General features: G+C 67.7%; 24 protein-coding genes. 11 read left to right on the forward strand and 13 right to left on the reverse strand.

Annotation, left to right across the window (positions count from 1 at the left end):
* Window positions 1-6: 6 nt before the first annotated feature.
* From QNJ30_17955 to QNJ30_17990, 8 genes are all read left to right on the forward strand, one after another.
* Window positions 7-621, forward strand: coding sequence for a phenylacetic acid degradation protein PaaY (locus QNJ30_17955; protein MDJ0945357.1), 615 nt, complete (start codon window positions 7-9; stop codon window positions 619-621).
* 80 nt (window positions 622-701) lie between these two features.
* Window positions 702-1,859 carry an ABC transporter substrate-binding protein gene (locus QNJ30_17960; protein MDJ0945358.1) on the forward strand — a complete coding sequence of 386 codons (1,158 nt, stop codon included), beginning with the start codon at window positions 702-704 and terminating at the stop codon, window positions 1,857-1,859.
* 202 nt (window positions 1,860-2,061) lie between these two features.
* Entirely contained in the window at window positions 2,062-2,934 is an 873-nt protein-coding gene (locus tag QNJ30_17965) for a branched-chain amino acid ABC transporter permease (protein MDJ0945359.1), read from the forward strand.
* Between the two features lie 2 nt (window positions 2,935-2,936).
* Window positions 2,937-3,899, forward strand: a complete 963-nt coding sequence (locus QNJ30_17970) for a branched-chain amino acid ABC transporter permease (GenBank protein MDJ0945360.1) — start codon at window positions 2,937-2,939, stop codon at window positions 3,897-3,899.
* The gene (locus QNJ30_17975; GenBank protein MDJ0945361.1) at window positions 3,896-4,684 is read left to right on the forward strand and encodes an ABC transporter ATP-binding protein; all 789 of its coding nucleotides are present in this window, start codon (window positions 3,896-3,898) and stop codon (window positions 4,682-4,684) included. Before QNJ30_17970 ends, QNJ30_17975 begins: the two co-directional genes overlap by 4 nt.
* Window positions 4,668-5,372 carry an ABC transporter ATP-binding protein gene (locus QNJ30_17980; GenBank protein ID MDJ0945362.1) on the forward strand — a complete coding sequence of 235 codons (705 nt, stop codon included), beginning with the start codon at window positions 4,668-4,670 and terminating at the stop codon, window positions 5,370-5,372. The genes QNJ30_17975 and QNJ30_17980 overlap by 17 nt, the downstream gene beginning before the upstream one ends.
* 186 nt (window positions 5,373-5,558) lie before the next feature.
* The gene (locus QNJ30_17985; GenBank protein MDJ0945363.1) at window positions 5,559-5,846 is read left to right on the forward strand and encodes a hypothetical protein; all 288 of its coding nucleotides are present in this window, start codon (window positions 5,559-5,561) and stop codon (window positions 5,844-5,846) included.
* 359 nt (window positions 5,847-6,205) lie between these two features.
* Entirely contained in the window at window positions 6,206-6,502 is a 297-nt protein-coding gene (locus QNJ30_17990) for a YciI family protein (GenBank protein MDJ0945364.1), read from the forward strand.
* A gap of 4 nt (window positions 6,503-6,506) precedes the next feature.
* Here the strand turns inward: QNJ30_17990 and QNJ30_17995 are convergent, their stop codons facing one another.
* The 7 genes from QNJ30_17995 to QNJ30_18025 form a co-directional block, all read right to left on the reverse strand.
* On the reverse strand, window positions 6,507-6,857 hold the full coding sequence (locus QNJ30_17995; protein ID MDJ0945365.1) for a glycine zipper family protein: 351 nt from the start codon (window positions 6,855-6,857) through the stop codon (window positions 6,507-6,509).
* Between the two features lie 194 nt (window positions 6,858-7,051).
* Window positions 7,052-7,438, reverse strand: coding sequence for a YkgJ family cysteine cluster protein (locus QNJ30_18000; protein ID MDJ0945366.1), 387 nt, complete (start codon window positions 7,436-7,438; stop codon window positions 7,052-7,054).
* Between the two features lie 95 nt (window positions 7,439-7,533).
* Window positions 7,534-8,391, reverse strand: a complete 858-nt coding sequence (locus QNJ30_18005; protein ID MDJ0945367.1) for an AraC family transcriptional regulator — start codon at window positions 8,389-8,391, stop codon at window positions 7,534-7,536.
* Window positions 8,392-8,477: 86 nt separating this feature from the next.
* Window positions 8,478-9,314, reverse strand: a complete 837-nt coding sequence (locus QNJ30_18010) for a hypothetical protein (protein MDJ0945368.1) — start codon at window positions 9,312-9,314, stop codon at window positions 8,478-8,480.
* Window positions 9,311-9,712 carry a hypothetical protein gene (locus QNJ30_18015; protein ID MDJ0945369.1) on the reverse strand — a complete coding sequence of 134 codons (402 nt, stop codon included), beginning with the start codon at window positions 9,710-9,712 and terminating at the stop codon, window positions 9,311-9,313. Before QNJ30_18015 ends, QNJ30_18010 begins: the two co-directional genes overlap by 4 nt.
* A 315-nt stretch (window positions 9,713-10,027) precedes the next feature.
* Window positions 10,028-11,551: a xylulokinase gene (xylB, locus tag QNJ30_18020; GenBank protein ID MDJ0945370.1), complete on the reverse strand. Its 1,524-nt coding sequence runs from the start codon at window positions 11,549-11,551 to the stop codon at window positions 10,028-10,030.
* A 7-nt stretch (window positions 11,552-11,558) separates the two neighbouring features.
* A complete protein-coding gene (locus tag QNJ30_18025) occupies window positions 11,559-12,332 on the reverse strand; it encodes an SDR family oxidoreductase (protein MDJ0945371.1) in 774 nt (257 codons plus the stop codon).
* Between the two features lie 132 nt (window positions 12,333-12,464).
* Between QNJ30_18025 and QNJ30_18030 the strand changes: the two genes are divergently transcribed.
* Window positions 12,465-13,793 (forward strand): glutamine synthetase family protein, encoded by a 1,329-nt coding sequence (locus QNJ30_18030; GenBank protein MDJ0945372.1) that lies wholly within the window; start codon window positions 12,465-12,467, stop codon window positions 13,791-13,793.
* A gap of 93 nt (window positions 13,794-13,886) precedes the next feature.
* Window positions 13,887-14,762 (forward strand): hypothetical protein, encoded by an 876-nt coding sequence (locus QNJ30_18035; GenBank protein ID MDJ0945373.1) that lies wholly within the window; start codon window positions 13,887-13,889, stop codon window positions 14,760-14,762.
* 22 nt (window positions 14,763-14,784) lie between these two features.
* Here the strand turns inward: QNJ30_18035 and QNJ30_18040 are convergent, their stop codons facing one another.
* The 4 genes from QNJ30_18040 to QNJ30_18055 all read right to left on the reverse strand — a co-directional run bounded on the left by QNJ30_18040 (window position 14,785) and on the right by QNJ30_18055 (window position 16,397).
* Window positions 14,785-14,961 carry a hypothetical protein gene (locus tag QNJ30_18040; GenBank protein MDJ0945374.1) on the reverse strand — a complete coding sequence of 59 codons (177 nt, stop codon included), beginning with the start codon at window positions 14,959-14,961 and terminating at the stop codon, window positions 14,785-14,787.
* Window positions 14,961-15,182 carry a ribbon-helix-helix protein, CopG family gene (locus QNJ30_18045; GenBank protein MDJ0945375.1) on the reverse strand — a complete coding sequence of 74 codons (222 nt, stop codon included), beginning with the start codon at window positions 15,180-15,182 and terminating at the stop codon, window positions 14,961-14,963. The genes QNJ30_18040 and QNJ30_18045 overlap by 1 nt, the downstream gene beginning before the upstream one ends.
* 145 nt (window positions 15,183-15,327) lie before the next feature.
* Window positions 15,328-15,816 (reverse strand): YtoQ family protein, encoded by a 489-nt coding sequence (locus QNJ30_18050; protein MDJ0945376.1) that lies wholly within the window; start codon window positions 15,814-15,816, stop codon window positions 15,328-15,330.
* Between the two features lie 74 nt (window positions 15,817-15,890).
* Entirely contained in the window at window positions 15,891-16,397 is a 507-nt protein-coding gene (locus QNJ30_18055) for a GNAT family N-acetyltransferase (GenBank protein ID MDJ0945377.1), read from the reverse strand.
* A gap of 89 nt (window positions 16,398-16,486) precedes the next feature.
* On the opposite strand from QNJ30_18055, the gene QNJ30_18060 reads away from it, so the two are divergent.
* The gene (locus QNJ30_18060; GenBank protein MDJ0945378.1) at window positions 16,487-17,131 is read left to right on the forward strand and encodes a glutathione S-transferase; all 645 of its coding nucleotides are present in this window, start codon (window positions 16,487-16,489) and stop codon (window positions 17,129-17,131) included.
* 429 nt (window positions 17,132-17,560) lie between these two features.
* Here the strand turns inward: QNJ30_18060 and QNJ30_18065 are convergent, their stop codons facing one another.
* The gene (locus QNJ30_18065; GenBank protein ID MDJ0945379.1) at window positions 17,561-18,352 is read right to left on the reverse strand and encodes a DeoR/GlpR family DNA-binding transcription regulator; all 792 of its coding nucleotides are present in this window, start codon (window positions 18,350-18,352) and stop codon (window positions 17,561-17,563) included.
* Window positions 18,349-19,014 (reverse strand): hypothetical protein, encoded by a 666-nt coding sequence (locus QNJ30_18070; GenBank protein ID MDJ0945380.1) that lies wholly within the window; start codon window positions 19,012-19,014, stop codon window positions 18,349-18,351. Before QNJ30_18070 ends, QNJ30_18065 begins: the two co-directional genes overlap by 4 nt.
* Between the last annotated feature and the right edge of the window lie 125 nt (window positions 19,015-19,139).

Here is a 19,139-nt window from a genome sequence, read left to right on the forward strand (position 1 = left end):
GGTTCCGTGGCCCGCGTCTATGCCCTCGACGGACTGACCCCGGTCATCGATCCCAGCAGCTTCGTCCATCCGACGGCGGTGCTGATCGGCGACGTGATCGTCGGGCGCGGCTGTTATGTCGGGCCGGGCGCGGTGCTGCGCGGCGACATCGGCCGCCTGGTCATGGGCGACGGCAGCAACCTGCAGGACAACTGCATCGTGCATTGCTTTCCCGGCCGCGATAGCGTGATCGAGGCCGACGGCCACGTCGCCCACGGCGCCGTGCTGCACGGCTGCACGGTCAAGCGCAACGCCATGGTCGGGATGAACGCGGTGGTGATGGACGGCGCGGTGATCGGCGAGGACAGCTTCGTCGGCGCCCTGGCCTTCGTGAAGGCCGGCTTCGAGGTGCCACCGCGCCATCTGGTCGCCGGGGTGCCGGCCAAGGTGGTCCGCGAATTGAGCGACGAGGAGATCGGGTGGAAGGCGCGGGGAACCAAGGAATATCAGGAGATTGCCCGGCGCTGCTTGACCGGTTTGAAAGAAGTGCAGCCGCTCGAGGCGCCGGAGGCCGACCGTCCGCGCTTCGACGCGGGCGATCTCTTGCCCTTGATCGAGACCAAGCTGGGCGAGGGGTCTTGAAGGGGTCCGGCAGCAGCGCCGGGCCGGACGAGGCGAACGCGGCAGGCATGACCGCGAAAGGTCAGACAAGGAGGGAGCGAATGTTGAAGAAGCGCAACTTGACGGGGACGCTCGCCGCGGCGGCGGTGGTCGCCACGGCGATGGCCGGCCCGGGCGCGGCCTGGGCCGAGATCAAGATCGGCTCGGTGCTGGCGGTGACCGGCCCGGCGTCCTTCCTCGGCGACCCCGAGGAGAAGACGCTGAAGATGTACGTCGAGAAGATCAACGCCGAGGGTGGCGTGCTCGGCGAGAAGCTGGAGCTGGTGATCTACGACGACGGCGGCGACGCCAAGAAGTCCCGGACCTTCGCGACCCGCCTGATCGAGGAGGACAAGGTCGTCGCCATGGTCGGCGGCTCCACCACCGGGGCGACCATGGCCATGGTTCCGCTCTTCGAGGAGGCCGAGATCCCCTTCATCTCGCTGGGCGGCGCCGTGGTCATCATCGAGCCGGTGAAGGACTTTGTGTTCAAGACCCCGCACACCGACCGCATGGCCTGCGAGAAGATCTTCGAGGACATGAAGGCCCGGGGGATCAGCAAGATCGGCATGATCTCGGGCACCGGCGGCTTCGGCAAGTCGATGCGCGGCCAGTGCCTGGACGTGGCGGGCAGCTACGGCATCGAGGTGGTCGCCGACGAGACCTACGGCCCCAAGGACAGCGACATGACGCCGCAGCTGACCAACATCAAGAACGCGGCCGGCCTGCAGGCCGTGGTCAACCCCGGCTTCGGCCAGGGCCCGGCGATCGTGACCCGCAACTACGCCCAGCTCGGCATCTCCGTGCCGCTGTACCAGAGCCACGGTGTCGCTTCGAAGTCCTACATCGAGCTGGCCGGCAAGGCGGCCGAGGGCGTGCGCCTGCCGGCCGCGGCGCTTCTGGTCGCGGAGAAGCTGCCGGACAGCGACCCGCAGAAGCCGGTGGTGGCCGGCTACAAGAAGGCCTTCGAGGAAAGGTGGAACCAGCCGGTCTCGACCTTCGGCGGCCACGCCTACGACGGGCTCTTCCTGCTGGTCGAGGCGATGAAGCGCGCCGGTTCCACCGACGGCAAGGCTGTGCGCGACGAGCTGCGCAAGACCAAGGGCTTCATGGGCACGGCCGGGCTGGTCAATATGTCGGAGAGCGACCACCTGGGGCTCGACCTCAGCGCCTTCCGCATGCTGGAAATCCGCAACGGCGACTGGACCCTGGTGGAATAGCGGACGCGGACGGCACGGGCCGGCATCCTGTCTCGGAGATGCCGGCCTTTTCCGCCTTCCCGTCACCTTCTCAGCTGTCATGCCCGGGCTTGACCCGGGCATCCATGGCGCAGCGGCACGATGGATTGCCGGGTCAAGCCCGGCAATGACAGAGTGAGGGGGAGCAGGGCGGCTTCCCAACCCTCAGGCAGATCCCCGATCGATGTCCGAGTTCCTGCAGTTCGCCTTTTCCGGAATCACCGTCGGCGCGGTTTACGCCATGGTCGCGCTGGGCTTCACCATCATCTACAACGCCTCGGACGTGGTGAACTTCGCCCAGGGCGAGTTCGTCATGCTCGGCGGGATGTCGACGGTATTCCTCTCGGCCTTCGGGCTGCCGCTGCCCCTGGCGGCGCTGCTGGCGATCGTGATCGCGGCGCTGACCGGGGTCGCGCTCAACAAGCTGGTGATCGAGCCGGCCCGGGACGCCTCGGTGGTCACCCTGATCATCATCACCATCGGCGCCTCGATCTTCCTGCGCGGCATCGCCCAGGTGATCTTCGACAAGCAGTTCCACCGCCTGCCGTCTTTCTCGGGCGACGATCCCATCGCGGTCCTGGGGGCCAGCCTGACCCCGCAGAGCCTCTGGGTCCTGGGCGGGGCGGCGGTGATCGTCGTGCTGCTCTACCTCTTCTTCAACCGGACGCTCTTCGGCAAGTCGATCCTGGCGACCTCGCACAACCGCCTGGCGGCGCAGCTGGTCGGGGTCAACGTCCGCTTCGTGCTCCTGATCAGCTTCGGGCTCTCGGCGGCCATCGGCGCGGTGGCCGGGATCCTGGTCACGCCGATCACGCTCACCAGCTACGACGTCGGCACCATGCTGGCGCTCAAGGGCTTCGCGGCCGCGATGCTGGGCGGCATGGGCAACCCCATCGGCGCCGTGGTCGGCGGCCTGCTGGTCGGCCTCGCCGAGGCCCTGGGCGCCGGCTACCTCAGTTCCGAGTACAAGGACGCCGTCGCCTTCGTGATCATCCTCGCCGTCCTCTTCTTCCTGCCCCGCGGCCTCTTCGGCAAGGCGGGGACAGAGCGGGTCTAGCGATGCCCGCCTGGCTCAAGGATCCGCGGCGGGGCGGGCTGCTGTTGCTGGCGCTGATCATCGCGCTGCTGCCGCTGGTCCTGCCGAACCGCTTCTACTACGACGTGGCGATCCTGATCGGGATCAACGCCATCGCGGTGGTCGGCCTCAACCTGCTGATCGGCTATGCCGGGCAGATCAGCCTGGGACACGCCGGCTTCTTCGGCATTGGCGCCTATGCGGTCGCCGTGCTGCCGGCGGAGCTGGGCATTCCCTCCTGGCTGGCCTTCCTGATCGGGATCGCCTTCGTCGCCCTGCTGGCCTTCGTTGTCGGCCGGCCGATCCTGCGCCTCAAGGGGCACTACCTGGCGGTCGCGACCCTGGGCATGGGCATCCTGATCTTCATGGTGGTGACCAACGAATCGCAGTGGACCGGCGGCCCGGACGGCATGCCGGTGGCGCGACTGATGCTTTTCGGGTTCCGGGTCTCGGGCGCCCAGACCTGGTACTGGATCACCGGCGCGGCGCTCCTGCTCGGCGTCTGGTTCGCGCTCAACCTGATCGACAGCCCCTCGGGCCGGGCGCTCAGGGCACTCCACGACAGCGAGGTGGCGGCCCAGGTCGCCGGGATCGACGTCGCCAGCTACAAGCTCTTCGCCTTCGTGGTCTCGGCGATCTACGCCTGCATCGCCGGCTCGATCAGCGCCTTCTACACCGGCTTCGTGACCCCGGACGGTGCCGGCTTCCTGCACTCCATCGAGTTGGTCTCCATGGTCGTGCTCGGCGGCATGGCCTCGACCTTCGGCGGCATTATCGGGGCCGCGCTGCTGACCGCGCTGCCGCAGTTCCTGACCGTGTTCCAGGAGTACGAGCACGCCCTGCTCGGCCTGGTGATCATGGTCTGCATGATCTTCCTGCGCCGCGGCATCCTGCCGAGCCTGGCCGCGGTCGTGCTGCGCGGCGCGGGACAGGGAGGCCGGGCGTGAGCCATCTCCAGGTCGAGAACCTCTCGATCGCCTTCGGCGGTGTGCACGCGATCGAGGACCTGTCCTTCGACATTCGGGCGGCGACGATCCATTCGATCATCGGCCCCAACGGCGCCGGCAAGACGACCCTCTTCAACTTGATCACCGGCCTCTACCGGCCGAGCGCCGGCCGCATCCGCTTCGAGGAGGAGGACGTCACCGGACAGCCGCCGCACCGGCTGGCGGCCAAGGGCATGTCGCGGACCTTTCAGAACCTGCAGATCTTCTTTCGCATGACCGCCCTGGAGAACGTTATGGTCGGTCGGCACCTGCGCGAGCCGAAGAACCCGATCGCGCACGTCCTGCGCCTGCCCGCGCAGCGGCGCAGCGAGGCCGCCTGCCGCGCGCGGTCCCGGGAGCTGCTGGACTTCGTCGGCCTCTCCGCCTACGCCGGCGAGGCGGCCGGCTCCATGCCCTACGGCGCCCTGAAGCGCCTCGAGATCGCCCGGGCCCTCGCCGCCGAGCCCAAGATGCTGCTGCTCGACGAGCCGGCCGCCGGCTGCAACCCGGCCGAAACCCGCGAGATCGACGACCTGATCCAGAAGATCGCCGAGCAGGGCGTGACCGTGGTCCTGGTCGAGCACGACATGCACCTGGTGATGAACATCTCCAACCACATCCTGGTGCTGGACTACGGCCGCAAGCTGGCCGAAGGGACGGCCGCCGAGGTCCGCGCCAATCCGGAGGTGATTGCGGCCTACCTCGGCGCCCAGGGCCAGGAGGAGTTCGATCGTGCTCAGGGTTGAGGGTCTGACCAGCCACTACGGCCGCATCCAAGCGCTCAAGGGCATCGACCTGGAGATCGCCCAGGGCGAGCTGGTCGCCCTGGTCGGCGGCAACGGTGCCGGCAAGACCACCCTGCTGCGCACGCTCTCGGGCGTGCAGCCGGCGAGCGGCGGCCGCGTCACGTTCCGCGATCGCGACATAACCCGGGCCAGCCCGGCGGCGCGGGTCGGGCAGGGGATCTGTCAGGTCCCCGAGGGCCGGCAGGTCTGGGGCCCGATCTCGGTCGAGGACAATCTCAAGCTCGGCACCGCAAAGCGCCGTGGTCCCGACATCGCCGCCGACCTGGAGCGCATGTACGCGATGTTCCCAGTGCTGAAGGAGAAGCGCGGCCAGGCCGCCGGCACGCTGTCGGGCGGCCAGCAGCAGATGCTGGCGCTCTGCCGGGCCCTGATGGCCAATCCGGAGCTGCTGCTGCTCGACGAGCCGAGCATGGGGCTTGCTCCCTTGCTGGTCGACCAAATTCTGGAGGCGGTCCTGGCCTTGAAGTCCAGGGGCGTAACCGTCTTCCTGGTCGAGCAGAACGCCTTCGCTGCGCTCAAGATCGCCGACCGCGGCTACGTCATCGAGACCGGCAGGATCGTACTTTGCGACAGCGGCCGGGCCCTGCTCGACAACGACCGGGTCAAGGAAGCCTACCTCGGGATCTAGCGCCACACGGTGCGGAAGCAAGGCCGTGGACTCCCAAGGCCCCGGATCGAAGCCCACCCTATTATGGAGATCCTACGGATCGCATATCCGCTTCGGTCGCTATCAATTCGATGCGAATCTAGGTATTGATTCCCTTGCGACTTGACTGGTTAACTCTGAGATTGTTCGCAGGCCAAGGAGTAAAGAATGCCAAAAAAGAAAACTAAGATAGACGAGGCTGCATTGACCAAGGGCGAACTGCGCAAGCTCAACGCCCTGAGAAAGTCCATCGGTGAAGAGCTCGCGAACGAAGCCTTCACCAAGTGGTATGCGGATCAGTCCGGTGGCGAAGACACCTCCGATCCCAACATTGAGCTGATCGAGAACGCGCTCAGTCCTTTGATGGACAAGATCCGTATTCCGCGCGGCGGTGCCTATGCCGTCCGTCGCGGCCGCGGTCGCTTTATTGTTGAGGCCGTGAGCCTCAAGTCCTAGGAAGCTCGTTCCGCGGCTCGGTCGTCGTCGTGCCTCGGCGCCTGATGGAATGAGACAGCGGCAGGGAGTCGCGTTTCGGCGGCGCCCCGTGCGGCAGTGCCTTGGCTTCGCGATCCCTTCCCCTGCTGCGACCCGATCGTGGGTGATCCCGTCCTTTCAATTGCCCGACCCCAGCGCGAGACAGCGCCCGGTTCCCCGTTCCCGACGCTTCGGGGCGAGACGCTGTTCTGGCAGTCGCGACATCTCCGCCGGGCGGCGTGACCCTCGGTGCATTCCCGCCTATGCTATTGCGCGCTCCGGATCTCCCCGGCTGCAGCCTTGATCTCAGAACCGCGAAACACGCTTTGGAGCCCTCGGTCATGCCCTATGTGATCATCACCGTCGACAAGCCGAACAGCCTTGGTCTGCGCAACCAGACGCGCGTGGAGCACCTGGCCTATCTGGAAGCCAACAAGGACAAGCTGCTGGCTGCCGGCGCGAAGATCGATGACGAGGGCGAGGGCGGCTACGGCGGAGTGATCCTGGTCGACACCGAGGATCGCGCCGAGGCCGAAGCCTTTATTCACAACGATCCCTTCACCAAGGCCGGACTCTTCGCCGGAATCGAAGTGGTCCGCTGGCGCAAGGCCTTCTTCAACTTCGAGAAACTGGTTTAGGCGCTCAATCCCAGCCGATCGGCTCGTAGCCGAGGTCCCGGAGGCACGTGTCGACGAAGCGCTTGTGGATCTGGCTCGGCTCCCGAGACCTGAAAAGACCCCGCAGGAACCCGCCGGTCGCGCCGGTGGCCGCACCCACGGCCGCACCCCGCCCGGCCCGGCCGAGAACCGCGCCGCCCGCCGCGCCCACGGCCGCACCGCCGCCGCCGCCGATCGCCGTGCTCCCGGCCACCTTGCCGGCGGCGCCGTCCCTAGCCGAGGCGCCATAGGCTTCGGCCCGGGCCCGACATTCGTCGATGTCGCGTTCCGCCGTCGCCTTGCCGACGCGTTCCAGGTGAGCGTTGGGGTAAAGCACGGGTTCCGGCGAAGAACACCCGACGGAGAAGAGCGCCAAGAGGACAACCGGAATTGGCCTTGTCATCACGACTCCGGGGCAGTCTCGTTCAGCACAAGTTTCGCTCGAACCCGGGCCTCGCCGTCGGCGCCTCCGCGCAACGCGACCCGAAGGCTGCAGAACACGCGGCCTCGCCACTTGCCGCCGTCGGCGCCTCAGTTGCCCGTCACGGCGATGTAGTCGGGATCCTGCTGTGCGTCGCGCTCGAAGCTCAGGAACTCGTAGTAGCCGCAGCGCTTGCGTCCCGGATAGTCGCGGCAGGTCTGGGGACGGGCCTCGTAGATTCCGCAGCGCCGGGCGCCATGGTCGAAGAAGGTGCAGATCGTGCCGAAGATCTCATCCTCCTTATGGCGCAGGATACGGGGGCTCTTGCCGTTCCCTTCTTCGCTGCCGTCCTTCTCGGTGAACCGCTTCTTGGCGTCCTTCCTGGTCATTCCGAAGTGGCGGGCGAGACGCTCGAGATCCCCGTTCTCGAGCTGAATTCTGGGATAGGAGCAGCAGTAGCTGGGGCACTTCTCGCAGTCGTAACGCTTCTTCGCCAAGACTTCTGCCTTCCTTCCGGATCGGGCCGCGGGGTCGTGCGGAAGATCCGCGGCGCCCCGCGCCCTGTCAAGGGGAAACGCCCGGCAGCGGGAGGTCACCCGGCGGCCAAAGGCAGGCAGATATCGGTCAGCAGTTCGGTCGGCGGCGTATCGCGGGGGTTATTGAGGTACTCCTCGAAGCAGGGCGCATCGGCCGGCTCACGACCGGAGGCGACCAGCCACTCGCCGAAGAGCCAGCCATAGGCCGCCGGCAAGTCGGCATAGGGCCCCTTGTGGCGCAGGACCGCATAGGCGCCGCCGGCGATCACGGTCCGTTCCAGCGGGGCCTCTATTGGGAAATCGGCCTCGGTGATGATGCCGGCCCGCGCGCGCAGCTCCGCCTCGGGCACCGCGTCGGGGTCGTCGTAGTAGATGCCGACTGAGCGGATGTCCGGTCCAAGAAGACCCCGGGTCGCAAGCCAGCCGAAGAGGGTCTCGAAGGCCTTGCCGATCTTCGTATAGGAACCGCGGTGCGGGATCGTGATGGCGGTGGCCTGCGGAAAGGTCTTGAGGGTGACGTCGTACATCGTGGCGGATCCTACCTTCGTTTGGGGCCGAAACTGGGTGTGGCTGCCGCGCTTGCGGTACTGCGCGGGCGGCAGGCCGAAGACGGAGCGAAAGGCCCGGGCGAAGGACTGCAGGCTCTTGTAGCCGGAGGCTTCGGCGATCTCCCGCACCGGCATCGAGGTGTTGGCCAGCTGGCCGGCGGCCCGCTGCAGACGCAGCCGCTTGACGGTCGCTGCGGCGGTTTCGCCGTGGACCGCCAGGTAGATCCGGTGCCAGTGATAGGGCGACAGGCAGGCGACCTCGGCCAGCTTCCGGAGGTCGAGCGCCTCGTCCAAATGGTCGTGGATGTAGGCGGTCACCCGGTCGAGGCGGTCCTGGTAGTCGATCAGCTTGCTCGTGCTGGGCATTGATGCGGCGTCCCTTCGCTTCGGTGGTTGCACCAAAGCACAGGTCGATTTGACAAATCTTGCGGACTTGGGCCGACGGCGCTCGGCTATTCCAGCGCGCCCAGCGCCTCGAGCTCGCGCCAGGCGCGGACCACGTACTCGCTCTTGAGGCTGTGGCCGCCCGGGTGCAGGCAGAGCTCCAGCGCGCGGCCCTCGGGATTCATGCGGCGCTCGCACTTGAGGTCCAACACCTCGTAGGCCTCGGCGGCGCCGAAGTCGCCGGCCTCGCCGAAGAGCGACAAGGCTCTGTAGACATCGCCCTGGTGGGTCTTCTGGATCGGCCGGCCGCGCAGGGGCACGATCTTGTCGTCGGTGCCGTGGGTGTGCAGCAGGTGCACCGGCGGGCTGGGGCAGCTCTGCGGGATCGGCGCCCAGAAGGTGCCGGCGATCGGGGCGAAACCGGCGAAGCTGCCGCCCCTCTGGCAGGCCAGGTTCCAGACCATCATGCCGCCCGCCGAGAAGCCCGTGGCCATGATCCGCCTGGGATCGATGGCGAAGCGCGCGGTGATCTCCTCGAGCAGGCGGTCGAAGAATGCGAAGTCGTCGGTGTATTCCCGCGGTGCGTTGGGGATCGACCAGTCGTCACCCAGGGACTTGGGCGCGACCAGCGCCAGCCCGAGCTTGGAGACCGCCTTGCCGAGCGCCTTGTTGCGCATGATCGCGGCGGCGGTCCCGCGATATCCGTGCATGTACATGATGGCGCCGACCGGGCTGCTGCCATCGTGCCCGGCCGGCATGCGGATCCGGTAGGTCCGCTCGCCGAGGCGGCAGTCGCTGTCAGGGCCGCAGGCCGCCGCGCCTCCGGGGCCGAGGCCGGCGAGGAGTCCCGCGAGAACCGCCGGCAGAAGGCGGGGCGCGGCGCGCGCGGACCCGCAAAGCCTCATCTGATCGCCTCGTCGAGGCCGATGTCCCGCCGGGCCGTGGATATGGTCACGGTGAAGCCGGCGATGACGTCGATCAGGGTCATCAGGGTCAGGAACAGGAAGGTCGTGGTGCCGAAGGCCGGAAAGAGGATCAATTCGATCAGGCAGAACACGAAGAGGCCGACCGACAACAGGTGATCGACGATCGAGGCGGTGCCGGTCCGAGTCGCCTTGAAAATCTCGACGAAAAGCAGAATCAGGCCGAGAATCACTAGGAGGTCGCCGAGGGACAACGGCAAGGCGGTCCCGGAGGGCAGGGTGAGGGACAGCGTCGGGGTGTCAATCGGCGCGCCGGCGGTCAGCGCCACCGCGTTGTAGAGGCCGACCGCGAGGATCAGCAGCGGGATCGAAAGCAGCATCGGCCATCCTTCGGCTTGTCGACGGGCGGCGACAGCCTAGCGTCTTCGGTTAGAAAATCTACCGCTTGGGAAAGTCGACCGTCTGGATATGGCAGCCACCGGGCGGCACCAGGGCCAGAAAACCTTGCCCGCCCCCCCCCCAAAAAAGTGGCCGCCTAAGTGGCGGCCAAAGGGGATAGACCAGACTGCAAGAACCGGATGATGTCGAAAGCGCGGTGAAGGCGAAGTGGTAAAACCCACATACCAGGGTTGAAGCGCGATGGCAGGGAGTCGCGCAAAAGTAGCTCTTTTGGGGTATTTTATAGGTAAAAAGAACTATGTTGTTTCCCGGGAGCCTTCTCCCAGGGCGTGATTAATCTCGGTGAGCTTTCGGCGGGCGTCGTCGTAGAGGGAGAAGAGCCGGGCATAGGTGGCCTGGCCCTGGGGGTCCGGGTTGGCCGCGGCGACGACCGTTGCGCAACGGGCGGCGTCCCGTGGCGAGGCGAAGACCCCGACGCCGAGGCCGGCGACCAGGGCGGCGCCGAAGGAGGCGTCGCCGTTGCCGGGCTGCAGAATCGGCAGTCCGGTGGTGTCGGCGATGATCTGGCGCCAGGTCGCGCTACGGGCGCCGCCGCCGAGCAGGCGCAGGGCGCCGAACTCGGCGCCCGAGAGGCGCCTGGCCTCGCGCAGTACGTCGGTCAGGGCCAGAGCGATGCCTTCGTAGCAGGCGCGGGCGAAGTGCGCGCGCTCGTGCGCGAGCGTCAGCCCCAGGAAGTCGCCGCGCAGCTTCGGATCCCAGTGCGGCGCCCGCTCGCCCTGCAGATAGGGATGGAAAAGCAGGCCCTCCGAGCCCGGCGGGACCGCGGCGGCGAGGCGGTCCATCTCGGCGAAGGCGGTCTCGGGATCGAGGTCGGCGAAGAAGCGATCGCGGACCCAACGGTGCGCCGTGGCGCAGGCGTTGATGCCCGAGGCCATGTACCACATGCCCTCGACGATGTGCGGGTAGCAGGAGACCGGCGGATGCACCTCGGGGCGGTCGACCGCGAGGAAGACGACGCCTGCGGTCGCCAGCTTGATCGCGCCTTCGCCGGGCGTCACCGCGCCGCAGCCGAAGAGCTCGACCGTGGTGTCGTTGGAGCCCACGACCACGGGCGTGCCGGCGGCGAGGCCCGTGGCCCGGGCCGCCGCCTCGGTGATCCGCCCGGCGATGTCCTGCGGGCGGGCCACCGGGGGCAGGGTGCTCGTGGGCCAATCGATCAGAGCGCAGAGCTCGGGCGACCAGTCCCGCGTCGTCGCGTCGGCCATCAGGGCGCCGACGACGTCGGAGAAGTCGGTGGTCCAGTCGCCGGTCAGGCGGCTGCGCAGGTGGTCCTTGGCGATGTAGAGACGGGCGGTCCTGTCCGTGACCTCCGGCTCGTGCCGCTTAAGCCAGGCGAGTTGAGCCAGGGTCCAGGTCGGGTTGGCCCGGTTCAGCGAGCGCTCGACGATCTCCGCGCCAGCCCGATCGTGTAGGTCCTTGGCCTCGGCGGCGCTGCGCTGGTCGTTCCAGAGAATCGCCGGGCGCAGCACCTTGCCGTCCGAATCGGTCAGCACCGCGATGTGGGCGCCCGCCGAGATCCCGACCGCTGCAACGTCGCTGGCTTCAACCTTGCCGGCGGCCAGGGCCGCGGGCAGGGCGCCGCACAGTGCCGTCCACCAGTCCTCGGGATCCTGCTCCGACCAGCCGGGCTTGGGATTCCGGGTCGCGACGGGCTTGCTGGCCTCGCCGATCGGGCCGCCGGACTCGTCGAGGATCGTGGCCTTGAGGCTGCCGGCCCCGAGGTCGATGCCGAGCAGGTAGGTCCGTTTCTTGCACGCCATGCCTGGCCTATTCCGCGGTGACGTAGGCCGAGGCAATGCCGCCGTCGACCAGCCAGCCGGCGCCGGTGACGTAGCTGGCCGCGTCGGAGACCAGGAAGAGCGCGACCTCGGCGACCTCCTCGGGCTTAGCGAAGCGGCCCATCGGCATGTGGACCCGGCGCCGCTCCAGCTTCTCCGGCGTGTCGAAGAGCGCGTCGGTCATTGCCGTGCCGACCGGGCCCGGGCAGAGCGCGTTGGCGCGGATCCCGGCACGGCCGTACTGCACGGCGATCTCCCGGGTCAGGGCCAGTACGCCGCCCTTGCTGGCGGTGTAGGCGAGCTGCGGCTCGGCGGCCCCCATGTAGGCGACCAGGGAGGACATGTTGAGGATCGCGCCGCCGCCGCTGCGCCTAAGGGCCGGGATCTCATGGCGGCAGCATAGAAAGACCCCGGTCAGGTTGACCGCCAGGGTCTTGTGCCAGATCTCGAGCGGCGTGTCCTCCGGGCCCCGGTCCTCGGCCAGCATGATTCCGGCGTTGTTGAAGGCGATGTCGAGGCCGCCCAGCGCCCCCTCCGCGGCCGCGACCATGGCCTGGGCCGAGGCCTCGTCGGAGACGTCAACTTGAATCTCTGTCGCTTCCCCGCCCGCGGCCCGGATCTCGGCGGCGACCGCCTCGACGGCCGCCAGGTCGAGGTCGGCCAGCGCGAGCGCGGCGCCTTCGCGCGCGAAACGCCGCGCCGACTCCTGCCCGATGCCGGCGCCGGCCCCGGTGATCAGGGCCCGTTTGCCTTGCAAGCGCATGTCGCCTCCCGGGTTTTCCTCGAAGCTATCTTGCGCGACTTGGCGCTTGCAACATATTGTTTGGCACATGCCAACCTGGGCGCGCAGCGGCGCGCCGCAAGGAAAAAGAAACCGCAGGGCAGGGAGGGGACCATGGCCGGCGATCAGGTCACGACGATGATGGCGGCGTTGAAGAAGATGCAGGCGCGTTACCTGCGCTTCGAGCTGCCGGATCTCCACGGTACCAGCCGGACCAAGGTGGTCCCGATCGACAAGGTCGAGGCCTATGCCCGCAAAGGGCTGAACTTCTATGGCGGCACCATTGGCCTCGACAGCGCCTCCGGCGTGATCGGCGGCACCGGCGTCGCCGAGGAGGTCGCCTACCGCGACCAGAGTCTGATCCCCGATCCTTCGAGCCTGCGCCCGGTGCCCTGGCTGCCCAGCACGGCCAAGGTGGTCTGCGATGCCCAGTGGGGCCCCGGCGCGCCGATCAAGGCGACGCCGCGCAGCGTGCTGCGCGGCCTGCTCGAGGCGGCCGCCGAGCTGGGCTACGACGTCATGATGGGCCACGAGTTCGAGTTCTACCTGCTGGACCCCGAGACCAGGCAGCCGCTGTTCGGCGGGGTGCATATCTTCAACGCGACCCGGAACCAGTACCTGCCCTTCCTGGACGGCCTGCTCGACACCCTGCAGGCGGCCGGGATCGACGTCATCACCCACAACTGCGAATACTCGCCCTCGCAGTACGAGATCAACTTCGGCCCCGGCATCGGCTTAGAGGGCGCGGACAAGGCCTTCACCTTCAAGAACGCGATTAAGGAGCTGGCCCACCGCAACGGCCTGCTGGCCACCTTCATGTCCAAGCCGGCCAGCGACATGGCCGGCTGCGGCTGCCACGTCCACGTCAGCCTGATCAACCGAAAGACCAGGAAACCGGTCTTCTACAAGAAGGGCGTGCCCGACGGCCTGAACGACGAAGTCCGGGCCTTCACCCGCGGCATCCTGGATCACGCCAAGGCGATCCAGGCCCTGATCGGGCCGACGCCGAACTGCTACCACCGCCTGAAGCCGCACACCTTCGCGCCCTCCAACATCTCCTGGGGGATCGAGGACCGGACCGCCATGGTCCGGATCAAGGACCCGGGCGAGGCCAACTGCCACATCGAGATGCGCGCCGCCTCGGGCCTCTCGAACCCCTACCTCTCGGTCGCCGCGGTGATCGCCGCCGGCCTGCTCGGTCTGAAGGGCAAGGGCAAGCTGCCGGCCCAGTCCAAGGGCCCCTCGGAAGACGATCCCAAGCACGAGAAGCTGGCTGGCAGCCTGGAAGAGGCGCTGGACGCCCTGGAGGCGGACAAGCCCCTGCGAAAGCTGTTGGGCGAGGACTTCATCCAGCTCTTCATGGCGGTGAAGCGCGCCGAACTGGCCCGCTTCCGCAGCCACGTCACAGACTGGGAACGCAACGAGTACCTCGAGGTCTACTGAGCGGCCGGAACAGCACGCCACCTCGCGACCACTCTTTCGCCGCAGTGCCCGGACAGGCTGCCTCGCCGGAATGCAAAGGAAGGCCTGTTCGAAATGAGCAAGCGATTTGGCGTCCGTGCCATCTGCATCGCCGCTGGCGCTGCAGCCTGTGCCGGGCCGCCGGCCGTCTACGGGCCCTGCCGCTTCGACACGGCGTCGATGAGCTTTGCCGGGGACGCACAGGCGCAGGCCCGCTGCCTGCTGCGTCCGGTCGGGGTCTGGAAAGAGCTGGGTCCGGTCCACGACCGTCTGCCCGAGGTGCTGGAGCGGACAGTCGATGCCCCGCTGCCGCTCGGCAAGGCGGCATTTCGGGCCTATCTGGCGCGGCAGGGCCTGTCGGAGAGCGAGCTCGGCGGATCCCTGGACAGCCGGCTGTCGCGGTCGCAGGACGATGCGCTCTGGGGCGCGCCGGCGCGCTACTTCGTGCTGCACGATACCAGTGCGCCCTATTTCGGGGCCGCGCCCTTCCCGGTGGCGCTCGACCGGGACCCGCGGGTCAACCGGCTGGACGGCTACCGCAGCGCCGAGCCGGTGGCGCATGTCTTCATCAACCGCCGGGGCGAGGTCTATCTCGGGCACGACTTCCTGGAGCCCTGGCGGGCGACCAAGCTGGAGCTCAACCGGCACGTCGGCGAGCCCGCAAAGGGCCTCTTCCTCCATGTCGAGCTGGTGCAGCCCCGCCGGCGCCATCCCGACGGCGACCCGGACAACGACGCCCTGGCGCCCGACCCAGGGTTTTCACGCCTCCAGTACCGCCGCTTGGCGGAGCTCTACCTCGCGGCCTCCCTGCGCGCCGACCGCGGACTGATCCCGGCCTTCCACGCGGTGCTGGACAAGGGCTTCGAGGACGGCCACGACGATCCGCAGAACTTCGACCTCGGCGCTTGGGCCGCCGAGATCGAGGCTGTGCTGCGCGAGGCCGGCCCTTGAGGGCTGAGGCCGGTATTGACGATCAGGACTGGTCGGTCAGGCGCCCGGTTTGCGCGATTTCGACCATGGTCTCCAGGCGCACGAGACGCTTGTCGATGTCGATGGTGCGCGCGGAAAGGGTCTCGGTGGCGGCGTTGAGGCGCGTGACCTCGTCGGTCAGCTTCAAGACGTCCAAGAGGATGTCCTTCCAGCTCGCCATCAGACCCCTCTTTTGCTGAGAGCTTGCAGGGTCTTGCTGACGGCGAAGTTGGCCCGGCGCGTCGAGGCAATCGCTTCCTGAAGACGTTCCGCGACCAAGGCCATGAGGTCAAGAGAGTCCAAGGTCTCGGCATCCTGGGAGTCGAAGGATTCAATCGCTTGGCGCAGGATTTCGGAAGCCGAGGTGCCGCGTTCGGCCGCTATGCGTTCAAGGCGTTTCACGGTTGCCGGAAAGATAAGGAACTACTTCCCAAGCATTTTCTCGACGACCGCCAAGGGACACCTCCGAGATCGAGCCGCTATCAATCATGCGCATACACATCAGTATACACACTCTGGGTGAAACTATTAACGCTGCGGGCCGCGCCTATTCCGCCGCCAGGCTGCCGCTGCGGCCAGGGAGTTCGCCGCGGATGACGTAGGCCAGGGTGCGAACGACCTGCTCGGGGGTTGCGCAGACGGCGAGGGCGGCGGCATCGACCTCCTTCAGGGCGTGGTTCAACGCGGGATCGTGGAGCGTGATCAGGGCCTTGCCCTGGGCCGCTGCCACACCGGCGTCGAAGGCGGCGTTCCATTGCCGGTACTTGTCGCCGAAACGGACCACCACGACGTCGGCCTCGCCGATCAGGGTTCGGGTCCGGATGGCGTTCATCGCCGCGCCCTTGCGGTCGTGCCAGAAGGTCTTGTCCTCAGCGCCCAGGATCACGGCGCCGCAGTCGTCGCTGTCCGCGTGGACGCAGACCGGCGCGTCCATGCGGACCGGGAGGCCGGCCTCGCGAACGCCCTCGGCGATCCGGGCCCGCCAGTCGCTGTGGATTTCTCCGGAAAGGTAGACCTTCCACTCACGCGCGCTCATGACCTTGTTGTCTCCCTTTGAAAGCCGATTAAGTCGAGCAAGACCTAATCGCAGCGCCGCCGCCGCGCAAGCGGCTAGGCCGGCAGAGACATCCGAACGATCTCTATCGGCGGCGTTTCGGCGCTGCCATGCGAGGAAAAGCCCTTGCCGGTCGCGACGAAGCCTCGCTGCTCGTAGAAGGACACGGCGTTGAGCAAGGATTCCAGGACGACGGCCCCCTCGTGGCCCTCGCGGGCCAGGCGGACCCCGATCCGCAGCAGCCGGCTGCCGATTCCACGGCCGGCCGCCTTGGGCAGGACGAAGAGGCGGGTGATCTCGCCGGGCCCGGCGTCGACGTAGCCGACGACCTCGTTGCCCAAGTCGGCGACCCGGATGCGCCCGGCCTGAACTCCTTCGCGGTAGGTCTCCGGGCTGCAACCCTGCATCCAGGCCGCGACTTGCGCCGGGGCGTAGTGCCCCTTGGCCAGGCCGGCGAAGGAGTCCCGGGTGATCTCGCAGATCGCCGCCAGATCGGCGGCGCGGCCGGGTCGGATCAGCAGGTCCGTCATCGACAGCGGATCCCGGGTCGAAGGGCTGCGCATTCGGGCTATCCTCTGCGCAGGTGCTTGAGAAGCCCTGAGGAGTCTGGGCCCGTTCCGGCACCAGGTCCAGCGCGCGGGGGAGGATAGGCATGCTCACGCTTTGGGGTCGGCGCAGCGCCTTCAACGTGCAGAAGGTGGCCTGGCTGATCGGCGAGCTGGGGCTCGCCCATCGGCAGGTCGAGGTCGGCGGCGCCTTCGGCGGTCTGGACGATCCAAAGTTCCTAGCTCGGAACCCCCATGGCCGGGTGCCGGTGATCGACGACGGCGGCAGGGTGGTCTGGGAGTCCCACAGCATCCTGCGCTATCTGGCCGCCCGCCATGGCAGCGAGGCGCTCTGGCCGCACGATCCCGGCCTCCGTTCCCTGGCCGATCGCTGGATGGACTGGGCCCAGACCACCCTGCAGCCGGACTTCATGGATCTCTTCTGGGGCTTCTACCGCACGCCCGCGGCCCAGCGCGACTGGGGGGCGATCCGGGCAGCCAAGGCGCGCCTGGAGGCCCACTACCGCGTGCTGGATCGGGAGCTCGCCGAGCGGGACCATTTGGCCGGTCCGGACTTCACCCTGGCCGACATACCTGCGGGTACGACGCTTTACCGCTACTTCGCGCTGGAGATCGACCGGCCAATGCTACCAGGCCTAGCGGCTTGGTACCGCCGGCTCTGCCAACGTCCGGCCTACCAGACCCATGTCATGCAACCTTTTGATGAGCTGCTGGGCCGACTCGACTACTGAAACCAGGCTGTGGATAACCTTGTCCCCGGTGTCTTGCAGCCCTGAATTTTTTCCTTCGATCTAACGAGACCGTCGGAAAAACCCCTTTATCCATCTGTTTTAAGGCCGATATATCGCAGGCATATTTTGTGCTCGCGTCGGGAATAAACCTTATGTACCATTGTTTATAGAGTGAAGTTCGTCGCCGGACAGATTCTTTTTGGGGTGTTTGGTCAGGGTATTGTCCGGTACCGGACTGGCGAAGGGCGCTTCCAGGAGGGAGGCGCCCTTTCGCTTGTCCGGGCGTGATCGCAGATCCCGAGAGCCGCATTGCCCGAAAGGCGAGAGCCACCGCTCACCGCTGTCAAACCATCTTCGCCCGATAGGCCGGCTTTGCCATATGACTGGCGTTGTTCGACCAGACGTGAAGGCGTCTGATCGGGAAGTGCGTTAGGCGGCCAGGGTTACCTTCACCCCGGCGGCGGCCAGGGCCTCGGCCAGGGCCGCCGGCGGGGGCCGGTCGGTGATCACGTCGGTCAGGCTGTCCAGGGGCGCCACCACCTCCAGCAGCGGAACCTGAAACTTGGCGTGGTCGACCAGGAAGACCCGCCGGGCGGCCCGCTCGAACATCGTCCGCTTGATCCAGGCCGCGTTGGAATCGACGTCGGTGATGCCGCCGCTGGTCAGGCCGCCGGCGCTGGTCAGCGCCACGTTGGCGTGGAAGCGACGCAGGAAGTCGCAGGCGTCCTGGCCGTAGACCCCGTCCTCCCGCGCCGCATAGCTGCCCGGGCAGAGGATGACCCGGATCCGGTCCCGGGATCCGAGGCTGTGGGCGATCTCGAGGCCGTTGGTGATCACTGTGATCTCGGGCTGCGCCAGGGCGAGCTGGCGGGCCAGGTGAAGGGTGGTGGCGCCGGAATCGATCATCACCACGTCGCCTGGCGAGACCATCGCCGCCGCGACCCGGGCGATGCGCTCGCGCTCCGTCACCATGGCGGTGCTGCGCTCGTGGACCGCCGGCTCGCGGCCCATGGGTGCCGCCGCCCCGCCGTAGGTCCGTGCCACCAGTCCGCGGCTCGAGAGGTCGTCGATGTCCCGCCGCACAGTCTCGGTCGAGACCCCGAAGACCTGGGCCAGGTGCGAGATGCGCACGGTCGGGTTGGAGCGCAGCTCGGCGATGATCCGCTCGTGTCGCTGGGCCTTGACCAGGCGCCCGCCGCGGCGCTGCTCGGGGCCGCTCATGCGCAGGCGGCCACGATGTCTTGGATCTGGGAGTTCAGCGCTCCCTTGCGCGGCGAGAAGGAGCCGTCGAAGGCGGCCGAGCCGATGGTGAAGGCGTCGGCACCGGCGTCGCCCAGCTCCCGGATCCGCTCCGGCGAGTTCACGCTGCCGGCGACCACCAGCCAGCCCCTGGTTGCCCCGCGCGCGGCCCGCACCAACTCGAGGGGATCGGCGTCGGTCGCCCGGTAGGCCAGCAGGTCGACGCCGGCGCAGCCGATCTCCTCGAAATGTCGGCAGTGCGCGGCGATGTCCTGGGGCGAGCCGCCGAGCTCGGTGGGATGGCCGAGCGGCCTGCCGGGAAAGGGGAAGTACTCGATGCCGCTGCCGTCCAGGACCTCGAGAATGGCTTCGGCCTGGGTCCCGCCCATGACCCGGTCGACACCGATGTCGAGCGCCGCCCGGGCCGAGGTCAGGCAGGCGGCCTCGCTCTCGCTGACGACCTCCAGGTAACTGGTCGCGCCGCTGTCCTTGATCCGGCGGTTGAGCTCCTTCAGCGTCGGCCGATCGGCGCCAATGTCCTTGAAGCCGATGTGGCGCAGGCCCGCGTGCCGGATCTGCTCGAAGACCTCCAGACAGTCCTCGACCGTCTGGTCGGCCCGGGTCAGCATGAAGATGAACTCCATCGCTCGGCTTCCCTGTGTCCCCGGACGCGGTCCCGCCTTTGCGGACCCGCAGTCGCGGATCGTGGCTTTGCGTTCTTGTTGCGCCAGTTATCGCAGATAAATGTGGTAGACACAACAATCCGTGT

The organism is Kiloniellales bacterium (assembly GCA_030066685.1).
Lineage (GTDB): Bacteria > Pseudomonadota > Alphaproteobacteria > Kiloniellales > JAKSBE01 > JAKSBE01.

Excerpts from the sequence above, each read along its gene's own strand:
- QNJ30_17960 (MDJ0945358.1), top strand. The coding sequence starts at position 702 with ATGTTGAAGAAGCGCAACTTGACGGGGACGCTCGCCGCGGCGGCGGTG.
- QNJ30_17965 (MDJ0945359.1), top strand. The coding sequence starts at position 2,062 with ATGTCCGAGTTCCTGCAGTTCGCCTTTTCCGGAATCACCGTCGGCGCG.
- QNJ30_17970 (MDJ0945360.1), top strand. The coding sequence starts at position 2,937 with ATGCCCGCCTGGCTCAAGGATCCGCGGCGGGGCGGGCTGCTGTTGCTG.
- QNJ30_17985 (MDJ0945363.1), top strand. The coding sequence starts at position 5,559 with ATGCCAAAAAAGAAAACTAAGATAGACGAGGCTGCATTGACCAAGGGC.
- QNJ30_17990 (MDJ0945364.1), top strand. The coding sequence starts at position 6,206 with ATGCCCTATGTGATCATCACCGTCGACAAGCCGAACAGCCTTGGTCTG.
- QNJ30_18005 (MDJ0945367.1), bottom strand. The coding sequence starts at position 8,391 with ATGCCCAGCACGAGCAAGCTGATCGACTACCAGGACCGCCTCGACCGG.
- QNJ30_18010 (MDJ0945368.1), bottom strand. The coding sequence starts at position 9,314 with ATGAGGCTTTGCGGGTCCGCGCGCGCCGCGCCCCGCCTTCTGCCGGCG.
- QNJ30_18015 (MDJ0945369.1), bottom strand. The coding sequence starts at position 9,712 with ATGCTGCTTTCGATCCCGCTGCTGATCCTCGCGGTCGGCCTCTACAAC.
- xylB (MDJ0945370.1), bottom strand. The coding sequence starts at position 11,551 with ATGGCGTGCAAGAAACGGACCTACCTGCTCGGCATCGACCTCGGGGCC.
- QNJ30_18025 (MDJ0945371.1), bottom strand. The coding sequence starts at position 12,332 with ATGCGCTTGCAAGGCAAACGGGCCCTGATCACCGGGGCCGGCGCCGGC.
- QNJ30_18030 (MDJ0945372.1), top strand. The coding sequence starts at position 12,465 with ATGGCCGGCGATCAGGTCACGACGATGATGGCGGCGTTGAAGAAGATG.
- QNJ30_18035 (MDJ0945373.1), top strand. The coding sequence starts at position 13,887 with ATGAGCAAGCGATTTGGCGTCCGTGCCATCTGCATCGCCGCTGGCGCT.
- QNJ30_18040 (MDJ0945374.1), bottom strand. The coding sequence starts at position 14,961 with ATGGCGAGCTGGAAGGACATCCTCTTGGACGTCTTGAAGCTGACCGAC.
- QNJ30_18050 (MDJ0945376.1), bottom strand. The coding sequence starts at position 15,816 with ATGAGCGCGCGTGAGTGGAAGGTCTACCTTTCCGGAGAAATCCACAGC.
- QNJ30_18055 (MDJ0945377.1), bottom strand. The coding sequence starts at position 16,397 with ATGCGCAGCCCTTCGACCCGGGATCCGCTGTCGATGACGGACCTGCTG.
- QNJ30_18060 (MDJ0945378.1), top strand. The coding sequence starts at position 16,487 with ATGCTCACGCTTTGGGGTCGGCGCAGCGCCTTCAACGTGCAGAAGGTG.
- QNJ30_18065 (MDJ0945379.1), bottom strand. The coding sequence starts at position 18,352 with ATGAGCGGCCCCGAGCAGCGCCGCGGCGGGCGCCTGGTCAAGGCCCAG.
- QNJ30_18070 (MDJ0945380.1), bottom strand. The coding sequence starts at position 19,014 with ATGGAGTTCATCTTCATGCTGACCCGGGCCGACCAGACGGTCGAGGAC.